Below are 20,859 nucleotides of genomic sequence, written 5' to 3' on the forward strand. Positions count from 1 at the left end.
CGGAATATCATCATGAGTTTTAACGCAAAGGATATGACCCAGGGCGGTCAGATTGCGTCCATGCGTATCCGCATGTTCAGCCAGATCGCCAATATCATGCTTTACTGCCTGTTTATTTTTTTCTGGATACTCGTTGGTCTGATTTTATGGGTAAAAATAAGCTGGCAGACGTTTGTGAACGGCTGTATTTACTGGTGGTGTACCACGCTGGAAGGCATGCGGGATTTAATCAAGTCCCAGCCAGTATATGAGATTCAGTATTACGGCAAAACCTTCCGGATGAACGCTGCCCAGGTACTGCATGATAAATATATGATCTGGTGCGGAGAGCAGCTATGGTCCGCATTCGTTCTGGCGTCTGTCGTGGCCCTGGTTATTTGCCTGATCACCTTCTTTGTTGTCTCCTGGATTCTGGGGCGTCAGGGTAAACAACAGAGCGAAAATGAAGTCACAGGTGGTCGTCAGCTGACAGACAATCCGAAAGACGTTGCCCGGATGCTGAAAAAAGACGGCAAGGACTCCGATATCCGGATTGGCGATCTGCCGATTATCCGGGATTCCGAAATCCAGAACTTCTGTCTGCACGGAACAGTGTCGACGGGTAAGTCAGAGGTTATTCGACGTCTTGCCAACTATGCCCGTAAACGTGGCGACATGGTGGTGATTTATGACCGTTCGTGTGAGTTTGTTAAAAGTTACTATGATCCCTCCATCGATAAGATCCTGAATCCGCTGGATGCCCGCTGTGCCGCCTGGGATTTGTGGAAGGAGTGCCTGACACAGCCGGATTTTGATAATGTCGCGAACACGCTGATCCCGATGGGAACGAAAGAGGACCCGTTCTGGCAGGGATCAGGACGTACCATTTTTGCGGAAGCGGCGTACCTGATGCGTAATGACCCTAACCGCAGCTACAGCAAACTGGTGGATACACTGCTTTCCATCAAAATTGAAAAACTGCGTACCTACCTGCGTAATTCACCGGCGGCCAACCTGGTGGAAGAGAAAATTGAGAAAACGGCGATTTCCATCCGTGCTGTGCTGACCAATTACGTGAAAGCCATCCGGTACCTGCAGGGGATTGAGCATAACGGTGAGTCCTTCACCATTCGTGACTGGATGCGTGGTGTCCGTGAAGATAAGAAAAACGGCTGGCTGTTTATCTCGTCAAATGCCGACACTCATGCCTCCCTGAAGCCGGTGGTTTCCATGTGGCTGTCCATTGCCATTCGTGGGCTGCTGGCAATGGGAGAAAACCGTAACCGTCGTGTGTGGTTTTTCTGTGATGAGTTACCCACGTTACACAAACTGCCGGACCTGGTGGAGATCCTGCCGGAAGCCCGTAAGTTCGGTGGCTGTTATGTGTTTGGTATCCAGTCCTATGCCCAGCTGGAAGATATCTACGGTGAGAAAGCAGCGGCCACGCTGTTTGACGTCATGAACACCCGTGCTTTTTTCCGTTCCCCGAGCCATAAGATTGCAGAGTTCGCTGCCGGTGAGATTGGTGAGAAAGAGCACCTGAAAGCCAGCGAGCAGTATTCCTACGGTGCTGACCCGGTACGTGACGGGGTATCGACCGGTAAGGATATGGAGCGTCAGACGCTGGTCAGTTATTCCGACATTCAGTCTCTGCCGGATCTGACCTGCTATGTCACTCTGCCCGGACCGTATCCGGCAGTCAAACTCTCTCTGAAATATCAGGCACGTCCGAAGGTTGCCCCGGAGTTTATTCCGCGTGACATCAACCCGGAAATGGAGAACCGTCTGAGTGCCGTACTTGCCGCAAGGGAAGCAGAAGGTCGCCAGATGGCCAGCCTCTTCGAACCGGAGGTTGCCTCCGGAGAAGGCGTGACTCAGGCTGAACAGCCACAACAGCCACAACAGCCACAACAGCCACAACAGCCACAACAGCCACAACAGCCACAACAGCCACAACAGCCACAACAGCCACAACAGCCACAACAGCCAGTGTCTTCTGTCATCAATGATAAGAAGTCAGATGCAGGTGTGAGTGTTCCGGCAGGGGGGATCGAGCAGGAGCTGAAAATGAAACCGGAAGAAGAGATGGAACAGCAACTGCCACCCGGGATCAGTGAATCCGGTGAAGTGGTGGATATGGCCGCTTATGAGGCATGGCAACAGGAAAATCATCCGGACATCCAGCAGCATATGCAGCGTCGTGAAGAGGTGAACATTAATGTGCACCGGGAGCGCGGGGAGGATGTTGAGCCGGGAGATGATTTCTGATGTTGAGTTTCAGCGTTGTTAAATCGGCAGGCAGTGCCGGAAACTATTACACCGACAAGGATAATTACTATGTGCTGGGCAGCATGGGAGAACGCTGGGCCGGTCAGGGGGCTGAACAGCTTGGGCTGCAGGGCAGCGTCGATAAGGATGTTTTTACCCGTCTTCTGGAGGGCAGGCTGCCGGACGGGGCGGATTTAAGCCGCATGCAGGATGGCAGTAATAAGCATCGTCCCGGCTACGACCTGACCTTCTCCGCCCCCAAAAGTGTCTCCATGATGGCCATGCTCGGGGGGGATAAACGTCTTATTGATGCACATAACCAGGCCGTGGATTTTGCTGTCCGTCAGGTGGAGGCGCTGGCTTCCACACGGGTGATGACGGACGGACAGTCAGAAACGGTGCTGACCGGTAATCTGGTGATGGCACTGTTTAACCATGACACCAGTCGCGATCAGGACCCACAGTTACACACGCATGTGGTGGTGGCTAATGTCACGCAGCATAACGGCGAGTGGAAGACACTGAGCAGTGACAAAGTGGGGAAAACCGGATTTTCCGAGAACGTGCTCGCGAACCGGATTGCGTTCGGGAAAATATATCAGAGTGAGTTACGTCAGCGCGTTGAGGCGCTGGGTTATGAAACCGAAGTGGTCGGTAAGCACGGTATGTGGGAGATGCCGGGCGTACCGGTGGAGGCCTTTTCCAGTCGTTCACAGGCTATCAGGGAGGCCGTCGGGGAAGGAGCCTCACTGAAATCCCGGGATGTGGCGGCACTGGATACGCGAAAATCCAAACAGCACGTCGATCCGGAAATCAGAATGGCTGAATGGATGCAGACGCTGAAGGAAACCGGGTTCGACATCCGGGCATATCGTGACGCGGCGGATCAGCGTGCGGAGATCCGCACGCAGGCGCCCGGGCCTGCTTCACAGGACGGGCCGGATGTGCAGCAGGCGGTGACACAGGCCATTGCCGGATTAAGTGAACGAAAAGTGCAGTTCACGTATACGGACGTGCTGGCCAGGACGGTCGGCATACTGCCGCCGGAAAATGGTGTGATTGAACGGGCACGTGCCGGTATCGATGAGGCCATCAGCCGTGAGCAGCTTATCCCCCTCGATCGTGAGAAGGGGCTGTTCACGTCCGGGATTCATGTGCTCGATGAGCTGTCAGTCCGGGCACTCAGTCGTGACATCATGAAACAGAACCGGGTGACCGTACATCCGGAGAAAAGTGTCCCCCGGACGGCCGGCTACAGCGATGCCGTCAGTGTTCTGGCACAGGACCGTCCGTCGCTGGCCATTGTGTCCGGGCAGGGCGGTGCAGCCGGGCAGCGTGAGCGGGTGGCTGAACTGGCAATGATGGCCCGGGAGCAGGGGCGGGAGGTGCAGATTATCGCCGCTGACCGTCGCTCGCAGATGAACCTGAAGCAGGATGAACGGCTGTCCGGTGAGCTGATAACCGGACGTCGTCAGCTGCAGGAGGGCATGGTCTTCACGCCGGGCAGTACTGTTATAGTTGACCAGGGCGAAAAACTCTCCCTGAAAGAGACGTTAACCCTGCTGGACGGTGCCGCACGTCATAACGTACAGGTCCTGATAACCGACAGCGGGCAGCGAACCGGTACAGGCAGTGCGCTGATGGCCATGAAGGATGCCGGGGTGAACACGTATCGCTGGCAGGGCGGAGAACAGCGACCGGCAACCATCATCAGTGAACCGGACCGGAATGTCCGCTATGACCGGCTGGCCGGAGATTTTGCGGCCAGCGTGAAAGCCGGAGAAGAGAGCGTGGCACAGGTCAGCGGGGTACGGGAACAGCCCATACTGACACAGGCCATTCGCAGTGAGCTGAAAACGCAGGGCGTGCTCGGACACCCTGAGGTGACCATGACTGCACTGTCACCGGTCTGGCTGGACAGCCGGAGCCGTTATCTGCGGGATATGTACCGTCCGGGGATGGTGATGGAGCAGTGGAACCCGGAGACACGCAGTCATGACCGCTATGTGATAGACCGGGTGACAGCGCAGAGTCACAGCCTGACCCTGCGGGATGCGCAGGGCGAAACGCAGGTGGTGCGTATTTCCTCCCTGGACAGCAGCTGGTCGCTGTTCCGGCCGGAAAAAATGCCGGTGGCAGACGGCGAGCGACTGAGGGTGACAGGGAAAATTCCCGGACTCCGCGTCTCCGGCGGTGACCGCCTGCAGGTGACATCCGTCAGTGAAGATGCGATGACGGTTGTTGTGCCGGGGCGGGCTGAACCGGCCACCCTGCCTGTGGCTGACTCACCGTTCACGGCACTGAAGCTGGAGAATGGCTGGGTGGAAACGCCCGGGCATTCCGTCAGCGACAGTGCGAAGGTTTTTGCCTCCGTCACACAGATGGCGATGGACAACGCCACCCTGAACGGTCTGGCCCGCAGCGGTCGTGATGTCCGGCTGTATTCCTCACTGGATGAAACCCGTACTGCGGAAAAACTTGCCCGCCATCCCTCCTTTACGGTGGTTTCTGAGCAGATAAAGGCGCGGGCCGGTGAGACATCGCTGGAAACCGCTATCAGTCTGCAGAAAGCCGGGCTGCACACGCCGGCACAGCAGGCCATTCATCTGGCCCTTCCTGTGCTGGAAAGTAAAAACCTGGCCTTCAGCATGGTGGACCTGCTGACAGAGGCGAAGTCGTTTGCTGCAGAAGGAACCGGTTTTACTGAACTGGGAGGGGAAATCAATGCGCAGATAAAACGCGGTGACTTACTGTATGTGGATGTGGCAAAAGGCTATGGCACAGGCCTGCTGGTTTCCCGTGCGTCGTATGAGGCAGAAAAAAGTATTCTTCGCCATATTCTCGAAGGTAAGGAGGCGGTCACGCCGCTGATGGAGAGAGTACCCGGCGAACTCATGGAGACGTTAACGTCGGGACAGCGTGCCGCCACCCGTATGATACTGGAAACGTCCGACCGTTTCACGGTGGTACAGGGTTATGCCGGTGTGGGTAAGACCACACAGTTCCGGGCGGTGATGTCAGCCGTGAACATGCTGCCGGCGAGTGAGCGTCCCCGAGTTGTGGGGCTGGGGCCCACGCACCGTGCGGTCGGTGAGATGCGCAGCGCCGGCGTGGATGCACAGACGCTGGCGTCCTTTCTGCATGACACGCAGCTGCAGCAGCGCAGCGGAGAAACGCCGGATTTCAGCAACACGCTGTTCCTGCTCGATGAGAGCTCAATGGTGGGCAATACCGACATGGCACGTGCATACGCCCTGATTGCGGCCGGTGGCGGTCGTGCCGTGGCCAGCGGTGACACGGACCAGCTGCAGGCCATCGCGCCCGGTCAGCCTTTCCGGCTCCAGCAGACGCGCAGTGCTGCCGATGTGGTCATCATGAAAGAGATTGTGCGTCAGACGCCGGAACTGCGGGAGGCGGTATACAGCCTGATTAACCGGGATGTGGAAAGGGCACTGTCCGGGCTTGAGAGTGTGAAACCGTCTCAGGTGCCACGTCTGGAGGGTGCATGGGCACCGGAGCACTCCGTGACGGAGTTCAGTCACAGCCAGGAAGCGAAACTGGCAGAAGCGCAGCAGAAGGCGATGCTGAAAGGCGAGGCTTTCCCGGATGTCCCCATGACACTGTATGAAGCCATTGTCCGCGACTATACCGGCAGGACACCGGAAGCACGGGAGCAGACGCTGATTGTCACGCACCTGAATGAGGACCGGCGCGTACTGAACAGCATGATTCATGATGCACGGGAAAAGGCCGGTGAGCTGGGGAAAGAGCAGGTCATGGTGCCTGTCCTGAACACAGCGAATATACGTGACGGGGAGCTGCGTCGTCTCTCCACCTGGGAGAATAACCCGAATGCCCTTGCCCTGGTGGATAATGTGTATCACCGGATTGCCGGTATCAGCAGGGATGACGGGCTGATAACCCTGGAGGATGCGGAAGGTAACACGCGGCTGATTTCACCCCGGGAGGCGGTGGCTGAAGGTGTCACACTGTACACACCAGACAAAATCCGGGTGGGAACCGGTGACCGGATGCGCTTCACGAAGAGTGACCGGGAGCGCGGTTATGTGGCCAACAGCGTCTGGACGGTGACAGCGGTTTCCGGTGACAGTGTCACACTTTCTGACGGTCAGCAGACCCGGGTGATTCGCCCCGGTCAGGAGCGGGCAGTGCAACATATTGACCTGGCCTATGCCATCACTGCCCACGGTGCGCAGGGGGCGAGTGAAACCTTTGCCATCGCGCTTGAAGGCACGGAAGGTAACCGGAAACAGATGGCCGGCTTTGAGTCAGCCTACGTGGCCCTGTCGCGTATGAAGCAGCATGTGCAGGTGTACACCGATAACCGTCAGGGCTGGACGGATGTCATTAACAATGCCGTACAGAAAGGAACTGCCCACGATGTGTTTGAGCCGAAACCGGACCGGGAGGTCATGAATGCGCAGCGGCTGTTCAGTACGGCACGGGAACTGCGGGACGTGGCGGCAGGCCGTGCCGTTCTCCGTCAGGCGGGGCTGGCCGGGGGAGACAGCCCTGCACGGTTTATTGCACCGGGACGTAAATATCCGCAGCCGTATGTGGCACTGCCGGCGTTTGACCGTAACGGCAGGTCCGCCGGTATCTGGCTGAACCCACTGACTACGGATGACGGAAACGGGCTGCGGGGATTCAGCGGTGAAGGTCGGGTAAAAGGCAGCGGGGATGCGCAGTTCGTGGCCCTGCAGGGCAGCCGTAACGGAGAAAGCCTGCTGGCTGATAATATGCAGGAGGGTGTCCGGATTGCCCGTGATAATCCTGACAGCGGTGTGGTGGTGAGAATCGCCGGTGAAGGCCGTCCGTGGAATCCCGGTGCCATCACCGGTGGCCGCGTGTGGGGGGATATCCCGGACAGCAGCGTCCAGCCGGGGGCCGGAAATGGTGAACCGGTTACAGCTGAAGTGCTGGCACAGCGGCAGGCTGAAGAGGCCATCCGCCGTGAAACGGAACGTCGCGCAGATGAAATTGTCCGTAAAATGGCAGAGAACAAACCTGACCTGCCGGATGGCAGAACAGAGCAGGCTGTCAGGGAGATTGCTGGGCAGGAGCGTGACCGGGCTGCCATAACTGAACGGGAAGCCGCGCTGCCGGAGAGTGTGCTGCGTGAATCACAACGGGAGCGGGAAGCGGTCCGGGAGGTTGCCCGGGAAAATCTGCTGCAGGAGCGTCTGCAGCAGATGGAGCGGGATATGGTCCGTGACCTGCAGAAAGAGAAAACCCTGGGCGGAGACTGATACAGGAAGACAAACACTGATGACAACGGATAACACGAACACGACACGTAACGATTCACTGGCTGCACGGACCGATACCTGGTTGCTGTCGTTTCTGGTCTGGTCACCCGGACAGCGGGATATCATCAAAACGGTGGCACTGGTGCTGATGGTACTGGACCACATCAATCTGATATTCCAGCTGAAGCAGGAATGGATGTTTCTGGCCGGGCGAGGAGCCTTTCCGCTTTTTGCCCTGGTGTGGGGGCTGAATCTGTCCCGTCATGCGCATATCCGGCAACCGGCCATTAACCGGCTGTGGGGATGGGGGATTATTGCCCAGTTCGCATATTATCTGGCAGGCTTTCCCTGGTATGAGGGGAATATCCTGTTTGCCTTTGCAGTGGCGGCACAGGTGCTGACGTGGTGTGAAACGCGCAGTGGGTGGCGTACAGCAGCGGCCATTCTTCTGATGGTCCTGTGGGGGCCTTTGTCCGGCACCAGTTACGGCATTGCCGGGCTGCTGGTGCTGGCAGTCAGCCACCGGCTGTACCGGGCGGAAGACAGAGCGGAACGTCTGGCGCTGGTCGCCTGCCTGCTGGCTGTTATTCCGGCGCTTAACCTTGCCACCAGTGATGCAGCGGCGGTGGCCGGTCTTGTGATGACGGTGCTGACCGTTGGTCTGGTGTCGTGTGCAGGAAAATCATTACCCCGTTTCTGGCCCGGGGATTTTTTCCCGACGTTCTATGCCTGTCATCTTACTGTGCTGGGCGTTCTGGCTGTGTGACTGGTATGATACTGGCGCTGATTCTGCTTATTAATAAACAACATAACACAGGATATTTATGAAAATTACGGATCACAAACTCCCTGAAGGTATTGCCCTGACATTTCGTGTCCCGGAAGGAAATATAAAACATCCTTTGATTCTCTTATGCCATGGATTTTGCGGTATCCGGAATGTTCTGCTGCCTTCCTTTGCGAATGCGTTTACAGAAGCCGGGTTTGCAACGATTACTTTTGATTATCGAGGATTCGGTGAGAGTGAAGGGGAACGAGGTCGTCTGGTTCCGGCAATGCAGACCGAAGATATTATTTCAGTTATCAATTGGGCAGAAAAGCAGGTATGTATTGATAATCAGCGTATAGGATTATGGGGAACATCGCTGGGTGGGTGTCATGTATTCAATGCAGCTGCGCAGGATAAAAGAGTGAAAAGTATTGTCAGCCAGCTGGCTTTTGCTGACGGTGAGGTTCTGGTTACCGGAGAAATGAATGAACTGGAGAAAGCTTCTTTTCTGTCCACGCTGAATAAAATGGCAGAAAAGAAGAAAAATACCGGGAAAGAGATGTTTGTGGGGGTTACCCGGGTACTGAGTGATAATGAATCAAAGGTATTCTTCGAGAAGGTAAAAGGTCAGTATCCTGAAATGGATATAAAAATACCTTTCCTTACGGTTATGGAGACGTTGCAATATAAACCGGCAGAGAGCGCAGCCAAAGTACAGTGCCCAGTTTTGGTTGTTATTGTCGGCCAGGATAGTGTTAATCCACCAGAACAGGGAAAAGCCTTATATGATGCTGTTGCTTCTGGTACTAAGGAATTATACGAGGAAGCTGACGCATGCCATTATGATATTTATGAAGGCGCGTTTTTTGAACGTGTGGCGGCAGTACAGACGCAATGGTTTAAAAAACATCTTTAATTGTCGGTATTAATATGTCAGAGGTCGTTGAGGTCAGCTTAATATCATAGTGAGTAGTTTCAACGACCTGGAGGACATATTTTCACAAAGGTCAGGGCAATCATGACAGAGCAGAAACGACCGGTACTGACACTGAAACGGAAAACGGAAGGGGAAACACCGACCCGGAGCCGGAAAACCATCATCAATGTCACCACGCCACCAAAATGGAAGGTGAAAAAGCAGAAACTGACGGAGAAGGCTGCCCGGGAAGCAGAGCTGGCAGCGAAGAAAGCACAGGCCAGACAGGCGCTGTCCATTTATCTGACGCTGCCCTCGCTGGATGAGGCGGTGAACACTCTGAAACCCTGGTGGCCGGGATTATTTGACGGAGACACCCCCCGGCTTCTGGCCTGCGGTATCCGGGACGTGTTACTGGAAGACGTGGCGCAGCGGAATATCCCGCTCTCGCATAAAAAACTGCGCAGGGCGCTGAAGGCCATCACCCGTTCAGAAAGCTATCTGTGTGCCATGAAAGCCGGTGCCTGCCGGTATGACACGGAAGGGTATGTGACGGAGCATATTTCTCAGGAGGAGGAAGCGTATGCGGCAGAGCGTCTGGATAAAATCTGCCGCCAGAACCGGATAAAGGCAGAACTTCAGGCCGTGCTTGATGAACAATAAAAAAAGCCTCCTTCACACTAAAGGAGGCGGAAAAATAAGGCTTCTCTGAAACCTTCTTCCATACCCGGCAGAAGAAGGTTATAAAAATTTATAACACATTCACCGGCCTGGATTAAAGGGGGAAGGAAAATGAACGGAACAGGGCGTGATTCGCAAAACTCCGGGGTATGGCGCTACCGGCAGGTCGGACGCCGGGCTGTCCGGCTGGAAGTCAGGGGGGACTGGCCGGGAGCCGCTGAGGCATGGCTACGGGCTGCGCCGTCTGCTCCCCGGACAGACTGGCAGCAGTTTGCCCGAAAAAGGGCTGAACACTGCCACCGGCGCTGCCGGGGAAGGGTGTAACGAAAAAGCAGCCCTCATTACTCCAGGGATTCAGAAGGCTGAATAATGCATGAGATTTGCTTTTTTTAATATCCGGTCGGGCAGTATGACCGGACAGTTCTGAGTAGCACAGAGTTTTTTCCGTATTAAGTCGTGATTTTATATTTTGTGATTAATTTCACAAAATAAGGTGTTATTCAGTGTGTGCTGCGATATTCAGGATTACCTGAAATACAGGTGCCATTTATCTGATATGGAGAATAACATGAGGAAATATATTCCACTGGTATTATTTATCTTTTCATGGCCGGTATTGTGTGCAGATATTTATGGACGGGTTGTTCGTGTACTGGACGGTGATACCATCGAGGTCATGGACTCACGGAAGGCAGTGCGGATCAGGCTGATAAATATTGATGCACCGGAAAAGAAACAGGATTATGGCCGGTGGTCAACGGACATGATGAAATCACTGGTTGCAGGAAAAACGGTTACCGTCACATATTTTCAGCGAGATCGTTATGGTCGTATTCTCGGGCAGGTTTATGCACCAGACGGAATGAATGTTAATCAGTTTATGGTCCGGGCCGGGGCTGCCTGGGTATATGAGCAGTACAACACAGATCCCGTGCTGCCTGTCCTTCAGAACGAAGCCAGACAACAAAAACGTGGGCTCTGGTCAGATGCTGATCCGGTTCCCCCCTGGATATGGAGACACCGTAAATAAAGCGATGGCAATCTTATCATTCATCTGTTCTCAGCGGGAATAAAAATGGCGAAAACAAAACAGGAATGGCTGTATCAGTTACGGCGATGTTCATCAGTCAATACGCTGGAAAGAATTATTCATAAAAACAGAGACAGTTTATTAAACAGTGAACGTGAATCATTTAATTCAGCAGCAGACCACCGGTTAGCGGAATTAATCACCGGAAAGTTATATGACAGGATACCAAAAGAGATATGGAAATATGTAAGGTAATAATTCAGCATAATTAATTACCAGGAGCAGATAAACAATGAAGCTGATTATTTTTATTCTCATTGTTCTGATTATTGCAGCGTTACTTATCCGGATTATCCTCAGAAGTGTAAATCAGCATTCTCCTTTGCTGATGCAATTGCATGCGGCAGGTATACGGACCGGTGATGCAGAGCGAATACTGTCCGGCGGTGAATACTGGCAACGTCAGAAGACGCTGCTGACAGAAAGGGAAGTCAGTTTTATGAAAGGACTGTTCAGAATTGTGGATATGAAGCGGTGGTATCTGTGTCCGCAGGTACGGGTCGCGGATATCGTCCAGCTGAACGGGAATATCCGGCCACGATCACGCCAGTGGTGGCGGTTATTCAGGATGGTGTCTCAGTGGCATGTTGATGTTGTTATCGTTGAGCGGCGTTCGTTCAGTATTGTTGCAGCAGTAGAGCTGGATGATGCCAGCCATTTACGACCGGAACGCAGACGCCGGGATATTCTTCTGGAAGAGGTTCTGAGGCAGGCTGGTATTCCGTTGCTCAGAAGCCACGATGCCAGAAAACTGCTGCAGATGACCGGAGAATGGCTGAATACAACAGGGGCTGCTCAGCAGTCACCGAAACATCGTAGCTGACGCCTTCGCGTTGCTCAGTTGTCCAACCCCGGAAACGGGAAAAAGCAAGTTTTCCCCGCTCCCGGCGTTTCCATAACTGAAAACCATACTATTTCACAGTTTAAATCACATTAAACGACAGTAATCCCCGTTGATTTGTGCGCCAACACAGATCTTCGTCACAATTCTCAAGTCGCTGATTTTAAAAAACTGTAGTATCCTCTGCGAAACGATCCCTGTTTGAGAATTGAGGAGGCGAGATGTCGCAGACAGAAAATGCAGTGACTTCCTCATTGAGTCAAAAGCGGTTTGTGCGCAGAGGTAAGCCTATGACTGACTCTGAGAAACAAATGGCTGCTGTTGCAAGAAAACGTCTTACACACAAAGAGATAAAAGTTTTTGTCAAAAATCCTCTGAAAGATCTCATGGTTGAGTACTGCGAGAGAGAGGGGATAACGCAGGCTCAGTTCGTTGAGAAAATCATCAAAGATGAACTGCAGAGACTGGATATACTAAAGTAAAGACTTTACTTTGTGGCGTAGCATGCTAGATTACTGATCGTTTAAGGAATTTTATGGCTGGCCACGCCATAAGGTGGCAGGGAACTGGTTCTGATGTGGATTTACAGGAGCCAGAAAAGTGAAAACCCCGATAATCTTCTTCAAGTTTGGCGACATGAAAGATTACCGGGGCCATCTAAAAACCGTATAGCCAACAATTCAGCTATGCGGGGAGTATAGTTATATGCCCGGAAAAGTTCAAGACTTCTTTCTGTGCTCACTCCTTCTGCGCATTGTAAGTGCAGGATGGTGTGACTGATCTTCAACAAACGTATTACCGCCAGGTAAAGAACCCGAATCCGGTGTTTACACCCCGTAAAGGTGCCGGAACGCTGAAGTTCTGCGAAAAACTGATGGAAAAGGCGGTGGGCTTCACCTCCCGTTTTGATTTCGCCATTCATGTGGCGCATGCCCGTTCCCGTGGTTTGCGTCGGCGCATGCCACCGGTGCTGCGTCGACGGGCTATTGATGCGCTGCTGCAGGGACTCTGTTTTCACTATGATCCGCTGGCCAACCGCGTCCAGTGCTCCATCACCACGCTGGCCATTGAGTGCGGACTGGCGACGGAGTCTGCTGCCGGAAAACTCTCCATCACCCGTGCCACCCGGGCCCTGACGTTCCTGTCAGAGCTGGGACTGATTACCTACCAGACGGAATATGACCCGCTTATCGGGTGCTACATTCCGACCGATATCACGTTCACACCGGCTCTGTTTGCTGCCCTTGATGTGTCTGAGGATGCAGTGGCAGCTGCGCGCCGCAGTCGTGTTGAATGGGAAAACAGACAACGCAAAAAGCAGGGGCTGGATACCCTGGGTATGGATGAACTGATAGCGAAAGCCTGGCGTTTTGTCCGTGAGCGTTTCCGCAGTTACCAGACAGAGCTTAAGTCCCGGGGAATAAAGCGTGCCCGTGCGCGTCGTGATGCGGGCAGGGAACGTCAGGATATCGTCACCCTGGTGAAACGACAGCTGACGCGTGAAATCGCGGAAGGGCGCTTCACTGCCAGTCGTGAGGCGGTAAAACGTGAAGTGGAGCGTCGTGTGAAGGAGCGCATGATTCTGTCACGTAACCGCAATTACAGCCGGCTGGCCACCGCTTCCCCCTGAAAGTGACCTCCTCAGAATAATCCGGCCTGCGCCGGAGGCATCCGCACGTCTGAAGCCCGCCAGTGCACAAAAAAACAGTGCCACATACAAAAAAACAACCTCATCATCCACCTTCAGATGCATCCGGTCCCCCCTGTTTTCGATACAAAACACGCCTCACTGACGGGGAATTTTGCTTATCCACATTAAACTGCAAGGGACTTCCCGATAAGGTTACAACCGTTCATGTCATAAAGCGCCAGCCGCCAGCGTTACAGGGTGCAATGTATCTTTTAAACACCTGTTTATATCTCCTTTAAACTACTTAATTACATTCATTTAAAAAGAAAACCTGTTCACTGCCTGTCCTGTGGACAGACAGATATGCACCTCCCACCGCAAGCGGCGGGCCCCGACCGGAGCCACTTTAGTTACAACACACAAAAACAACCTCCAGAAAAACCCAGGTCCAACGCAGAACCGAAACCACAAAGCCCCTCCCTCATAACTGAAAAGCGGCCCCGCCCCGGCCCTTCGGGCCGGAACAGAGTCGCTTTTAATTATGAATGTTGTAACTATACTCCGTCATAGCTGTCAGTCTTCTGGCTGGAAGTTCTCAGTACACGCTCGTAAGCGGCCCTGACGGCCCGCTAACGCGGAGATACGCCCCGACTTCGCGAAGCCTTGTCGTGACCACTCCGACGGCGTACAGAGGCGTCTGAGATGTTTTAAGCGGTTATGGCTTTGCAGCTACCGTGTTAAGTTCCCTGATATCGCTGAAATAACAGAAGAACATCCCCCTAAGCGTCAGCAGCAAGCTGCCGCCGCCAAGGCCCCGGAAATCACGCCCTTTACGTCGTAAACGCCGTAAAGCCCGCTCACCGGGGTTAAAAGGGATTACTTTGACTTCTTCATTGCTGATAGTGGGTTAAGGCTAATCAGGGCAGGGGGCTGACAGGCAGAATTTATGAACCAGTAACCGGCTACGCCGGGCTTTCGGCGCCATTTGACTCTACAGACACATGTAACCTCGTCTGGCGCCTCCATGCCGCTGACGCGGCATTCAGAAGCTTCCCGATGCTGTAAATCTTAACGTCTGATTTGTGCCAATAACAGACATTGCGGGAAACGTATGAAGCTGGCCGCCATTCCCGATAGCACAGCCCTGATGCTACACTGTTTTGTATTCTCATTATCTCATCAAATAAATTTATGACTACCGCTGATTTCAAACGCCCTAAACTAGAACTCCCAAATGGGACAGATAAACTGCTGCTGCACTCTTGTTGCGCTCCGTGTTCTGGTGAGGTAATGGAGGCGATCCAGGCCTCAGGGATCGACTACACCATCTTCTTCTACAACCCGAACATTCATCCGCAGAAAGAGTATCTTATTCGTAAGAATGAGAATATTCGCTTTGCCGAACAACACGGCGTACCGTTTATCGATGCGGATTACGACACAGATAACTGGTTTGAGCGCGCCAAAGGCATGGAATGGGAACCCGAACGCGGCATTCGTTGCACCATGTGTTTTGACATGCGTTTTGAGCGGACTGCGCTTTACGCCGCTGAAAATGGCTTCAACGTGATCAGCAGCTCACTGGGGATCTCTCGCTGGAAAAATATGCAGCAAATCAACGATTGCGGTCAGCGAGCCGCCGCCCACTATCCGGGTATGGTTTACTGGGACTATAACTGGCGCAAACAGGGCGGTTCGTCGCGCATGATTGAAATCAGCAAGCGGGAGCAGTTTTACCAGCAGGAATACTGCGGCTGCGTTTATTCACTACGTGACAGCAACTTGCACCGCAAATCCCAAGGCCGTCCTCTCATTCAGATCGGTAAGCTTTACTATGGTAAAGAAGACGACCAGTCCTGATTTTATGTCACGCCCTCGGTGGCGTGGCCGCCTTCCTATGCATTCCTCTAACAATTGCATGCCCCACCCGGCACGAACAGTAATTTTTAGCCGTGAGATGGGAGGCGAAGCCGGTGTCAGCTATAAGCTGACCGACAGCAGGAAAACCGACGCCAGTCTGGCCTATTCCTGGGGCAGGAACATGGAAGATGGTAAACCCCTTCCGCAAATGCCTCCTCTCGAAGCCCGTCTGGGATTATCCTGGGAAAGTGGTAACTGGAGCAGTACCGGGCTGGTACGTCTGGTCAGTAGCCAGCATCGGGTGGCGATTAATGAAGGTAATATGGTGGGCAAAGATTTTGACAGCAGCGCCGGTTTTGCCGTGGTTTCCGCCAATGCCGCTTACCGCGTGAACAAGTACTTTAAAGTGAGCGCCGGTGTCGATAATCTTCTGGACAAGGATTACAGCGAGCATCTCAACCTGGCGGGTAACAGTAGCTTTGGCTACTCCGCCAATACCTCCGTTAACGAACCAGGAAGAACATTCTGGGGCAAAATTAATGTGACATTCTGACCGGTCCCGGTTCGAAAGGGCCGGGTTGTTTATTCAGAAAATATGAGGAAATTGTTATGTTGAAAATTCTCAAAACTCCGGAAGGGAAAAAGTTTCTTATTGCTGTGGCTTGTGTGTTTATCGTTGCGGTATGCGTGGTGTCAAAAGCCGCGTTCCAGGGTGTGGAAGACCAGTACAATCTGCCGATGGATACCTGGGACACATCCCTGTTTATCATCCAGGGCGCATGGGTGGCCATTTACAGCTTTATGTTCACCATTGTGGGGGCGCTGCCTTTCGGGTTTTACTTTCTCGGCCCTAAAGATGATTCAGAATAACTGAATGCGCGTTTGTTGTTCACAACCGGAACGTAAGCGCATTCAAAAATGTATCGTGTCATTTACACTGGCACGATACATGTCTACTTCGGCCTTTTACTTAACAGTAAAGGTATATTTTCCCTGTGTTTTATGACCATCTACTGAAAGAGCTGTCCAGTCGACTTCATATTGTCCTTTATCGAGCGTTGTGCTCACAGGCACTATTAACGTCGCTTTGTCTTTTGGATCAAGGGCTGGTTTACCGGCCGGAATAATATGGCCGTCTGCATTTTTTAATTCCGCTTTGGAAAAAGAGGGCTCAAGAGATTCTGTAAAGCTCAATGCCAGCTGTTTAGGGGACTCTGTTAGTTCAGCTTTATCGGCGGGGACAGCAGTCTTAAGATGAGCATGCGCCATCGCCTGCTGGGATACAAAGAATGAGGACAGCCCCATCACTAAGACCGGAAAAATTGCAGGTATTTTCATTTTTACTCCATCGGTTGTGTTTACATCTGATTCAGGTCGGTATCTTAATTATAAGCATTCAGTAATCCGGTAATACAGCATTGCGTTTCTGATTACCCTCTCTAACCCGGATTATTGTTTGCCGGGATGTATTAAATTCCCGAGCAACTGCGCTGATGGTGGTTCCGGCGTTTAAACGATCAATCACTGCCCGTTGCTGTTCTTCATTTAGGCTTGAAGGGCGGCCAAACCTTTTTCCGTCTGCCTTTGCCCTTGCGCGAGCAATCTTTATGCACCGACTGGGGGAAATCAGAGATCGGGGACTGGAAAACCAGAGCTACCGGGCCAGCGGACTGACGTTGCTGACTGCGGCGATCTCACTGTGGAATACGGTTTATATAGAAAGAGCAATAGATTCTTTGAGACGAAAAGGGATCCCGCTAAATGAACAGCTTATTGCTCATTTGTCCCCGCTGGGATGGGAGCACATAAATCTGAGTGGGGATTACGTCTGGCGAACAAACCTCAAGTTGGGACAGGGTAAATACCGCTCATTACGCTCAGTGGATAGCAGTCTGTACAAAAAACAGTCTTAGCGTAGGATATTGTCCGTTTTCCAATCGGACCCCTACATGCGCTGACGCGCATAAATCCCCGTTCCTCACTGGAACGAAAACTCACGCTAAACGCGAAGGCTACGCCAGAAGTCCAGATTTTTCCGCTACATTGGATTTTTGGTGTTATGCTACGTCTAATGAACCGTGCTTATTACACGGCATTTGACCCGAGGTATTTATGGCAACAACACAACGAGCAACACAAAGCGTTACTATGACCGTAGAACGTGCCTTACTCAGCCGTGCGCGTGAGGCTGGTATTAATCTCAGTGCCACTCTGACCGCAGCCCTTGATGCTGAACTACGCCAGTATGAAGCGAAAAAATGGCAGGAGGAAAACAACGAAGCGCTGGAAGCTCTTAATCGTTTTCACGATGAACATGGTTGTTTCAGCGATGAGTACAGGACATTTTAAAAAATGCAGTTCACTTATACCGCATCGCCGATCTAATCGACCAGCCATTAGGTGAGACTCTCAAGCGTGCATTGGCGGCTTTACAGCGAGAACTGGATCAAGCAGAAGGCTCTGCGTAATAGTTAAAAGCGGGAGGGTAGGGGGCTCCCCCTATTTGAATGATCGGCCCCCGCCCTAGCTCTCACAAGGTAAACCTTTGTGAGAGCTAGGGTGATTTGTTCAAAACAAGTATCACATAACTTGATTTAGTAAATTTGATACGCAAAAATCTCATTATCTAATGTCTAGTGAGATTAAATCGTATGGCGCTCGTCGGTTATGCTCGTGTATCCACGACAGATCAAGATCTGACACATCAGATAGCGGTGCTGACTTCAGCCGGCTGCCGTAAAATCTTCTCGGAGAAAATGACCGGCGCCAGGAAAGAGGGCCGTCAGGCACTCGATGACTGCCTTGATTACTTGCGAGAAGGGGATACGTTGGTGATCACACGTATCGATCGCCTGTCACGCAGTCTGCGCGACTTACAGAATCTGGTTCATGAACTTGAAGGGCAAAACATCAAGCTCAGGGCGACCGAGCAGGCCATCGATACCTCTTCTGCGTCCGGCAAGGCTTTCCTGGATATGTTGGGCATATTCGCCGAGTTCGAGACACGACTGCGTCAGGAACGGCAGCGGGAAGGCATTGCCCGCGCGAAAGCCAGAGGGGCATATAAAGGAAGAAAACCCACCGCTCAGGCGAAAGCGCAGCAGGTGATTGAATTGACGCTGGCCGGACTCACCCGCGAAGCGGTTGCCGACCAACTGGGCATTGGCAGGGCCAGCGTCTACCGAATATTAAAAACCTGGCGGCAGCAACATCCCGACGCTATTCTGCCCGGAGAACGGGTGAAGCCTTCGCTCAGCCATAGTGAGCCGTCGACCGAACATGTTACGATAGCGCCATGAAAAAAAATCCAACGCCCCATGATGCCACTTTCCGGCAATTTCTGACGCAACCCGAAATTGCCCGCGACTTCATGGAGATACATTTACCGGCCGAACTGCGGGCCATCTGTGACCTCAGCACGCTGAAGCTGGAGTCCGGCTCCTTTGTCGAAGATGACCTGCGCCAGTATTTCAGCGACGTGCTCTACAGCCTGAAAACCACCGCCGGCGCTGACGGTTACGTGATGGTACTTATCGAGCACCAGTCCAGCCCGGATAAGCACATGGCGTTTCGCCTCATTCGCTATGCCGTTGCCGCTATGCAGCGTCATCTCGACGCTGGCCACAAAAAGCTGCCGCTGGTCATTCCGGTACTTTTCTATACCGGCAAACGCAGCCCATACCCTTACTCGACCAACTGGCTGCAGGAGTTTGATGATCCAACGCTGGCCGGGAAACTGTACACCGGCGATTTTCCGCTGGTTGATGTGACGGTCATTCCCGACGAAGAGATTATGGGTCACCACAGCATGGCCGCTCTGACCCTGCTGCAGAAACATATTCGCCAGCGCGACCTGGCCGAACTGACCGACAGGCTGTCCGCCATTCTGCTGGCCGGCTATCTGTCTTCGCCACTGGTGATTTCGCTGATACACTATATTATCCAGGCCGGTGAATCGGCGGATGCGCAGGCATTTGTCCGCGCACTGGCCCTGCGGGTACCGCAACATGAGGAGGAACTGATGACCATCGCACAACAGCTTGAACAAAAAGGTATCGAGAAGGGTATCCAGAAAGGTATCGAGGAGGGTATTCAGAAAGGTATCCAGTTGGGTGAACAGCGCGGTATGGAAAAAGGACGCCAAGAAGGTGAACGCGAAGCTGCACTGAAAATCGCCCGCACCATGCTGGCAAATGGCCTTGATCGCGATTCGGTCATGAAGATGACCGGTCTGACCGCTGACGACCTGGCCCAAATTCGCCACTAATCCTTTGCGTCGAGGGGCAGGGCAGCCATTGACTGATAAAACCGCATCCGTTTCCCCGGAAAACACCACCTCAGCGCTCAGCCATCTGGCGTTCTGCGCCCTGGTGGCGCTGGGGCTGGCACGCCAGGACGGTATCGCCGGCACGCCCTATGCCGAAAACCTGTTCCTGATCCGCTGGCTGGCCACCGCCCAAAAGCAAAAACGCTTCCCCAGGAGCGTGGCGATTGACATCCAGTGGTTACTCGAACGTGGTCGCAAACACGGCCCGGCCGGCCACCTGCGCCAGCATCTTGAGTACCTCTTTCGCTCCTGCAGCGGCAATCTGGCCGCTCAGTCCGACCTGTTCCGTCTCACCTACGCCTCTGAAACCCTGAAAGACCAGGGCTGGGACAATTATGTGCTGGACGCACACGAGTGGAAATCCGGCGTCGTGCCGACACCGTCACAGCATAACGGGTTCTATGTCGAAAAAACGGCGCTGAATGCCGCTTTTGCCCAGGACGGTCGCCATCTGCACTCCGTCACGTTTCGGGTGGTCGGTGACGCCGACCGGTTTATGCATGTGTTGGCCGAGTACGGTCTGTGTACGCGCCGGCAGGGCAGCACGTCAGCCTGCCACACCATCGCGCCTGAACCGGCGTAACACCACGACCGACACGGTTCAAATATTCCGCCAACGGCGCCGCGCCACTCACAACCAGGACGTTATCCACAAATTTGGGGGATAACCTGTGCGCATCGTCGGTAAAAATATTCACCTCAAAATGAGGGGCTTGTGCCCGTTGCGCGGTTGACCTCGCCATCTTGGGGCAGTGACCGGGTAGCTGCGATAACTGCCAACTTTCAGGCAACCACGTCGATCGGTAACCTTGTTTCCATATCAAGCTCAAATATCCCATAGGGGTTTACATGAGCGTAAATCAGCGGTGTCAGTGCTCTGAAGTCTTCTGCCTTCATTCGTGACAGCCATACGGGCTCATGGAGTACCTGCTGGATCATCAGCGTGTTCACGTAGGCCAGGCAAATCTGCAACAGATGCAGCGCCAGAACAGACAACTCCTGCTCTTCCAGACGGTTTGTCGCCACCTCTCCGCCTTTACCATAAAAAATGAACGCATTTGCACTATTCCAGTTTTCCACTACGTTCAGCCCTTCATTTATCTCAATGCGAAGATCTTCGGAGCCAATATACCGGCATAAGAAAATGGTTTTTATTGCTTTCCCCAGCTCCGCCAGAGCCTTATAAGTCGGATGCTGAACGTTGTTCCTGGTAAACCGGCGTAAAATG

At 53.2% G+C, this 20,859-nt stretch carries 20 protein-coding genes and 4 pseudogenes; 21 read left to right on the forward strand and 3 right to left on the reverse strand.

Going from position 1 to position 20,859, the window contains the following annotated elements; translation table 11 throughout:
* Positions 1 to 12: 12 nt before the first annotated feature.
* The 16 genes and pseudogenes from traD (at position 13) to DR88_RS00735 (ending at position 16,174) form a co-directional block, all read left to right on the forward strand.
* Positions 13 to 2,247, forward strand: a complete 2,235-nt coding sequence (gene traD, locus DR88_RS00790; protein ID WP_032444066.1) for a type IV conjugative transfer system coupling protein TraD — start codon at positions 13 to 15, stop codon at positions 2,245 to 2,247.
* Positions 2,247 to 7,517 (forward strand): conjugative transfer relaxase/helicase TraI, encoded by a 5,271-nt coding sequence (traI, locus tag DR88_RS00785; protein ID WP_004150637.1) that lies wholly within the window; start codon positions 2,247 to 2,249, stop codon positions 7,515 to 7,517. Before traD ends, traI begins: the two co-directional genes overlap by 1 nt.
* Positions 7,518 to 7,536: 19 nt before the next feature.
* Entirely contained in the window at positions 7,537 to 8,283 is a 747-nt protein-coding gene (gene traX, locus DR88_RS00780; protein WP_025861839.1) for a conjugal transfer pilus acetylase TraX, read from the forward strand.
* A 58-nt stretch (positions 8,284 to 8,341) separates the two neighbouring features.
* A complete protein-coding gene (gene uilS / locus DR88_RS00775) occupies positions 8,342 to 9,202 on the forward strand; it encodes a UilS family quorum-quenching N-acyl-homoserine lactonase (RefSeq protein WP_025861841.1) in 861 nt (286 codons plus the stop codon).
* 102 nt (positions 9,203 to 9,304) lie between these two features.
* On the forward strand, positions 9,305 to 9,865 hold the full coding sequence (locus tag DR88_RS00770; RefSeq protein ID WP_004150632.1) for a fertility inhibition protein FinO: 561 nt from the start codon (positions 9,305 to 9,307) through the stop codon (positions 9,863 to 9,865).
* 129 nt (positions 9,866 to 9,994) lie between these two features.
* Entirely contained in the window at positions 9,995 to 10,207 is a 213-nt protein-coding gene (locus DR88_RS0126945; RefSeq protein ID WP_071531399.1) for an ANR family transcriptional regulator, read from the forward strand.
* Between the two features lie 244 nt (positions 10,208 to 10,451).
* Positions 10,452 to 10,913 carry a thermonuclease family protein gene (locus DR88_RS00765; protein ID WP_025861844.1) on the forward strand — a complete coding sequence of 154 codons (462 nt, stop codon included), beginning with the start codon at positions 10,452 to 10,454 and terminating at the stop codon, positions 10,911 to 10,913.
* 45 nt (positions 10,914 to 10,958) lie between these two features.
* Positions 10,959 to 11,168: a hemolysin expression modulator Hha gene (gene hha, locus DR88_RS28870; protein ID WP_001369435.1), complete on the forward strand. Its 210-nt coding sequence runs from the start codon at positions 10,959 to 10,961 to the stop codon at positions 11,166 to 11,168.
* A gap of 37 nt (positions 11,169 to 11,205) precedes the next feature.
* Positions 11,206 to 11,796: a DUF2726 domain-containing protein gene (locus DR88_RS00760; RefSeq protein ID WP_025861845.1), complete on the forward strand. Its 591-nt coding sequence runs from the start codon at positions 11,206 to 11,208 to the stop codon at positions 11,794 to 11,796.
* Between the two features lie 239 nt (positions 11,797 to 12,035).
* A complete protein-coding gene (locus tag DR88_RS00755; protein WP_000083819.1) occupies positions 12,036 to 12,296 on the forward strand; it encodes a replication regulatory protein RepA in 261 nt (86 codons plus the stop codon).
* A 223-nt stretch (positions 12,297 to 12,519) separates the two neighbouring features.
* Positions 12,520 to 12,594: a RepA leader peptide Tap gene (gene tap / locus DR88_RS28880; protein ID WP_001365705.1), complete on the forward strand. Its 75-nt coding sequence runs from the start codon at positions 12,520 to 12,522 to the stop codon at positions 12,592 to 12,594.
* On the forward strand, positions 12,587 to 13,444 hold the full coding sequence (gene repA / locus DR88_RS00750; RefSeq protein WP_025861847.1) for an incFII family plasmid replication initiator RepA: 858 nt from the start codon (positions 12,587 to 12,589) through the stop codon (positions 13,442 to 13,444). The genes tap and repA overlap by 8 nt, the downstream gene beginning before the upstream one ends.
* Positions 13,445 to 13,807: 363 nt before the next feature.
* A pseudogene (locus DR88_RS31890) lies at positions 13,808 to 14,155 on the forward strand (replication-associated protein RepA4).
* Positions 14,156 to 14,635: 480 nt separating this feature from the next.
* Entirely contained in the window at positions 14,636 to 15,304 is a 669-nt protein-coding gene (locus DR88_RS00745) for an epoxyqueuosine reductase QueH (RefSeq protein WP_025861848.1), read from the forward strand.
* Between the two features lie 97 nt (positions 15,305 to 15,401).
* Positions 15,402 to 15,857 (forward strand): annotated as a pseudogene (locus DR88_RS00740) (TonB-dependent receptor domain-containing protein); the annotation flags it as partial.
* A gap of 56 nt (positions 15,858 to 15,913) precedes the next feature.
* Positions 15,914 to 16,174, forward strand: a complete 261-nt coding sequence (locus DR88_RS00735; protein WP_004118092.1) for a DUF2534 family protein — start codon at positions 15,914 to 15,916, stop codon at positions 16,172 to 16,174.
* A 96-nt stretch (positions 16,175 to 16,270) separates the two neighbouring features.
* Here the strand turns inward: DR88_RS00735 and copC are convergent, their stop codons facing one another.
* Both copC and DR88_RS29475 read right to left on the reverse strand, forming a co-directional pair.
* Positions 16,271 to 16,642 carry a copper homeostasis periplasmic binding protein CopC gene (gene copC / locus DR88_RS00730; protein WP_025861851.1) on the reverse strand — a complete coding sequence of 124 codons (372 nt, stop codon included), beginning with the start codon at positions 16,640 to 16,642 and terminating at the stop codon, positions 16,271 to 16,273.
* A gap of 58 nt (positions 16,643 to 16,700) precedes the next feature.
* Positions 16,701 to 16,898, reverse strand: a pseudogene (locus tag DR88_RS29475) (helix-turn-helix domain-containing protein); the annotation flags it as partial.
* Between DR88_RS29475 and DR88_RS28900 the strand changes: the two are divergent.
* From DR88_RS28900 to DR88_RS00710, 5 genes and pseudogenes are all read left to right on the forward strand, one after another.
* A pseudogene (locus DR88_RS28900) lies at positions 16,891 to 17,217 on the forward strand (Tn3 family transposase); the annotation flags it as partial. The pseudogenes DR88_RS29475 and DR88_RS28900 sit on opposite strands and share 8 nt — an antisense overlap.
* Before the next feature lie 199 nt (positions 17,218 to 17,416).
* Positions 17,417 to 17,653, forward strand: a complete 237-nt coding sequence (locus tag DR88_RS00725; protein WP_025861853.1) for a type II toxin-antitoxin system CcdA family antitoxin — start codon at positions 17,417 to 17,419, stop codon at positions 17,651 to 17,653.
* Between the two features lie 302 nt (positions 17,654 to 17,955).
* Positions 17,956 to 18,603, forward strand: coding sequence for a recombinase family protein (locus tag DR88_RS00720; RefSeq protein WP_032444069.1), 648 nt, complete (start codon positions 17,956 to 17,958; stop codon positions 18,601 to 18,603).
* Complete coding sequence (locus DR88_RS00715; protein WP_032444070.1) at positions 18,600 to 19,571, forward strand: Rpn family recombination-promoting nuclease/putative transposase; 972 nt, start codon at positions 18,600 to 18,602, stop codon at positions 19,569 to 19,571. Before DR88_RS00720 ends, DR88_RS00715 begins: the two co-directional genes overlap by 4 nt.
* Before the next feature lie 28 nt (positions 19,572 to 19,599).
* The gene (locus DR88_RS00710; protein ID WP_032444071.1) at positions 19,600 to 20,214 is read left to right on the forward strand and encodes a DUF2913 family protein; all 615 of its coding nucleotides are present in this window, start codon (positions 19,600 to 19,602) and stop codon (positions 20,212 to 20,214) included.
* A gap of 200 nt (positions 20,215 to 20,414) precedes the next feature.
* Here DR88_RS00710 and DR88_RS0126950 read toward each other — a convergent pair.
* Positions 20,415 to 20,859: Tn3 family transposase (locus DR88_RS0126950; RefSeq protein ID WP_032444072.1), on the reverse strand; the 445-nt coding region annotated here is incomplete at its 5' end.

The organism is Klebsiella pneumoniae, from assembly GCF_000742135.1.
In the GTDB taxonomy this organism is placed as follows: Bacteria; Pseudomonadota; Gammaproteobacteria; order Enterobacterales; family Enterobacteriaceae; genus Klebsiella; species Klebsiella pneumoniae.

Bases quoted from the DNA above. Each gene is read 5' to 3' on its own strand.
- DR88_RS0126945 (WP_071531399.1), top strand. From the start codon at position 9,995: ATGAACGGAACAGGGCGTGATTCGCAAAACTCCGGGGTATGGCGCTAC.
- hha (WP_001369435.1), top strand. From the start codon at position 10,959: ATGGCGAAAACAAAACAGGAATGGCTGTATCAGTTACGGCGATGTTCA.
- DR88_RS00715 (WP_032444070.1), top strand. From the start codon at position 18,600: ATGAAAAAAAATCCAACGCCCCATGATGCCACTTTCCGGCAATTTCTG.
- traD (WP_032444066.1), top strand. From the start codon at position 13: ATGAGTTTTAACGCAAAGGATATGACCCAGGGCGGTCAGATTGCGTCC.
- traI (WP_004150637.1), top strand. From the start codon at position 2,247: ATGTTGAGTTTCAGCGTTGTTAAATCGGCAGGCAGTGCCGGAAACTAT.
- DR88_RS00755 (WP_000083819.1), top strand. From the start codon at position 12,036: ATGTCGCAGACAGAAAATGCAGTGACTTCCTCATTGAGTCAAAAGCGG.
- DR88_RS00745 (WP_025861848.1), top strand. From the start codon at position 14,636: ATGACTACCGCTGATTTCAAACGCCCTAAACTAGAACTCCCAAATGGG.
- copC (WP_025861851.1), bottom strand. From the start codon at position 16,642: ATGAAAATACCTGCAATTTTTCCGGTCTTAGTGATGGGGCTGTCCTCA.
- DR88_RS00735 (WP_004118092.1), top strand. From the start codon at position 15,914: ATGTTGAAAATTCTCAAAACTCCGGAAGGGAAAAAGTTTCTTATTGCT.
- traX (WP_025861839.1), top strand. From the start codon at position 7,537: ATGACAACGGATAACACGAACACGACACGTAACGATTCACTGGCTGCA.
- DR88_RS00725 (WP_025861853.1), top strand. From the start codon at position 17,417: ATGGCAACAACACAACGAGCAACACAAAGCGTTACTATGACCGTAGAA.
- uilS (WP_025861841.1), top strand. From the start codon at position 8,342: ATGAAAATTACGGATCACAAACTCCCTGAAGGTATTGCCCTGACATTT.
- DR88_RS00760 (WP_025861845.1), top strand. From the start codon at position 11,206: ATGAAGCTGATTATTTTTATTCTCATTGTTCTGATTATTGCAGCGTTA.
- DR88_RS00765 (WP_025861844.1), top strand. From the start codon at position 10,452: ATGAGGAAATATATTCCACTGGTATTATTTATCTTTTCATGGCCGGTA.
- DR88_RS00720 (WP_032444069.1), top strand. From the start codon at position 17,956: ATGGCGCTCGTCGGTTATGCTCGTGTATCCACGACAGATCAAGATCTG.
- DR88_RS00770 (WP_004150632.1), top strand. From the start codon at position 9,305: ATGACAGAGCAGAAACGACCGGTACTGACACTGAAACGGAAAACGGAA.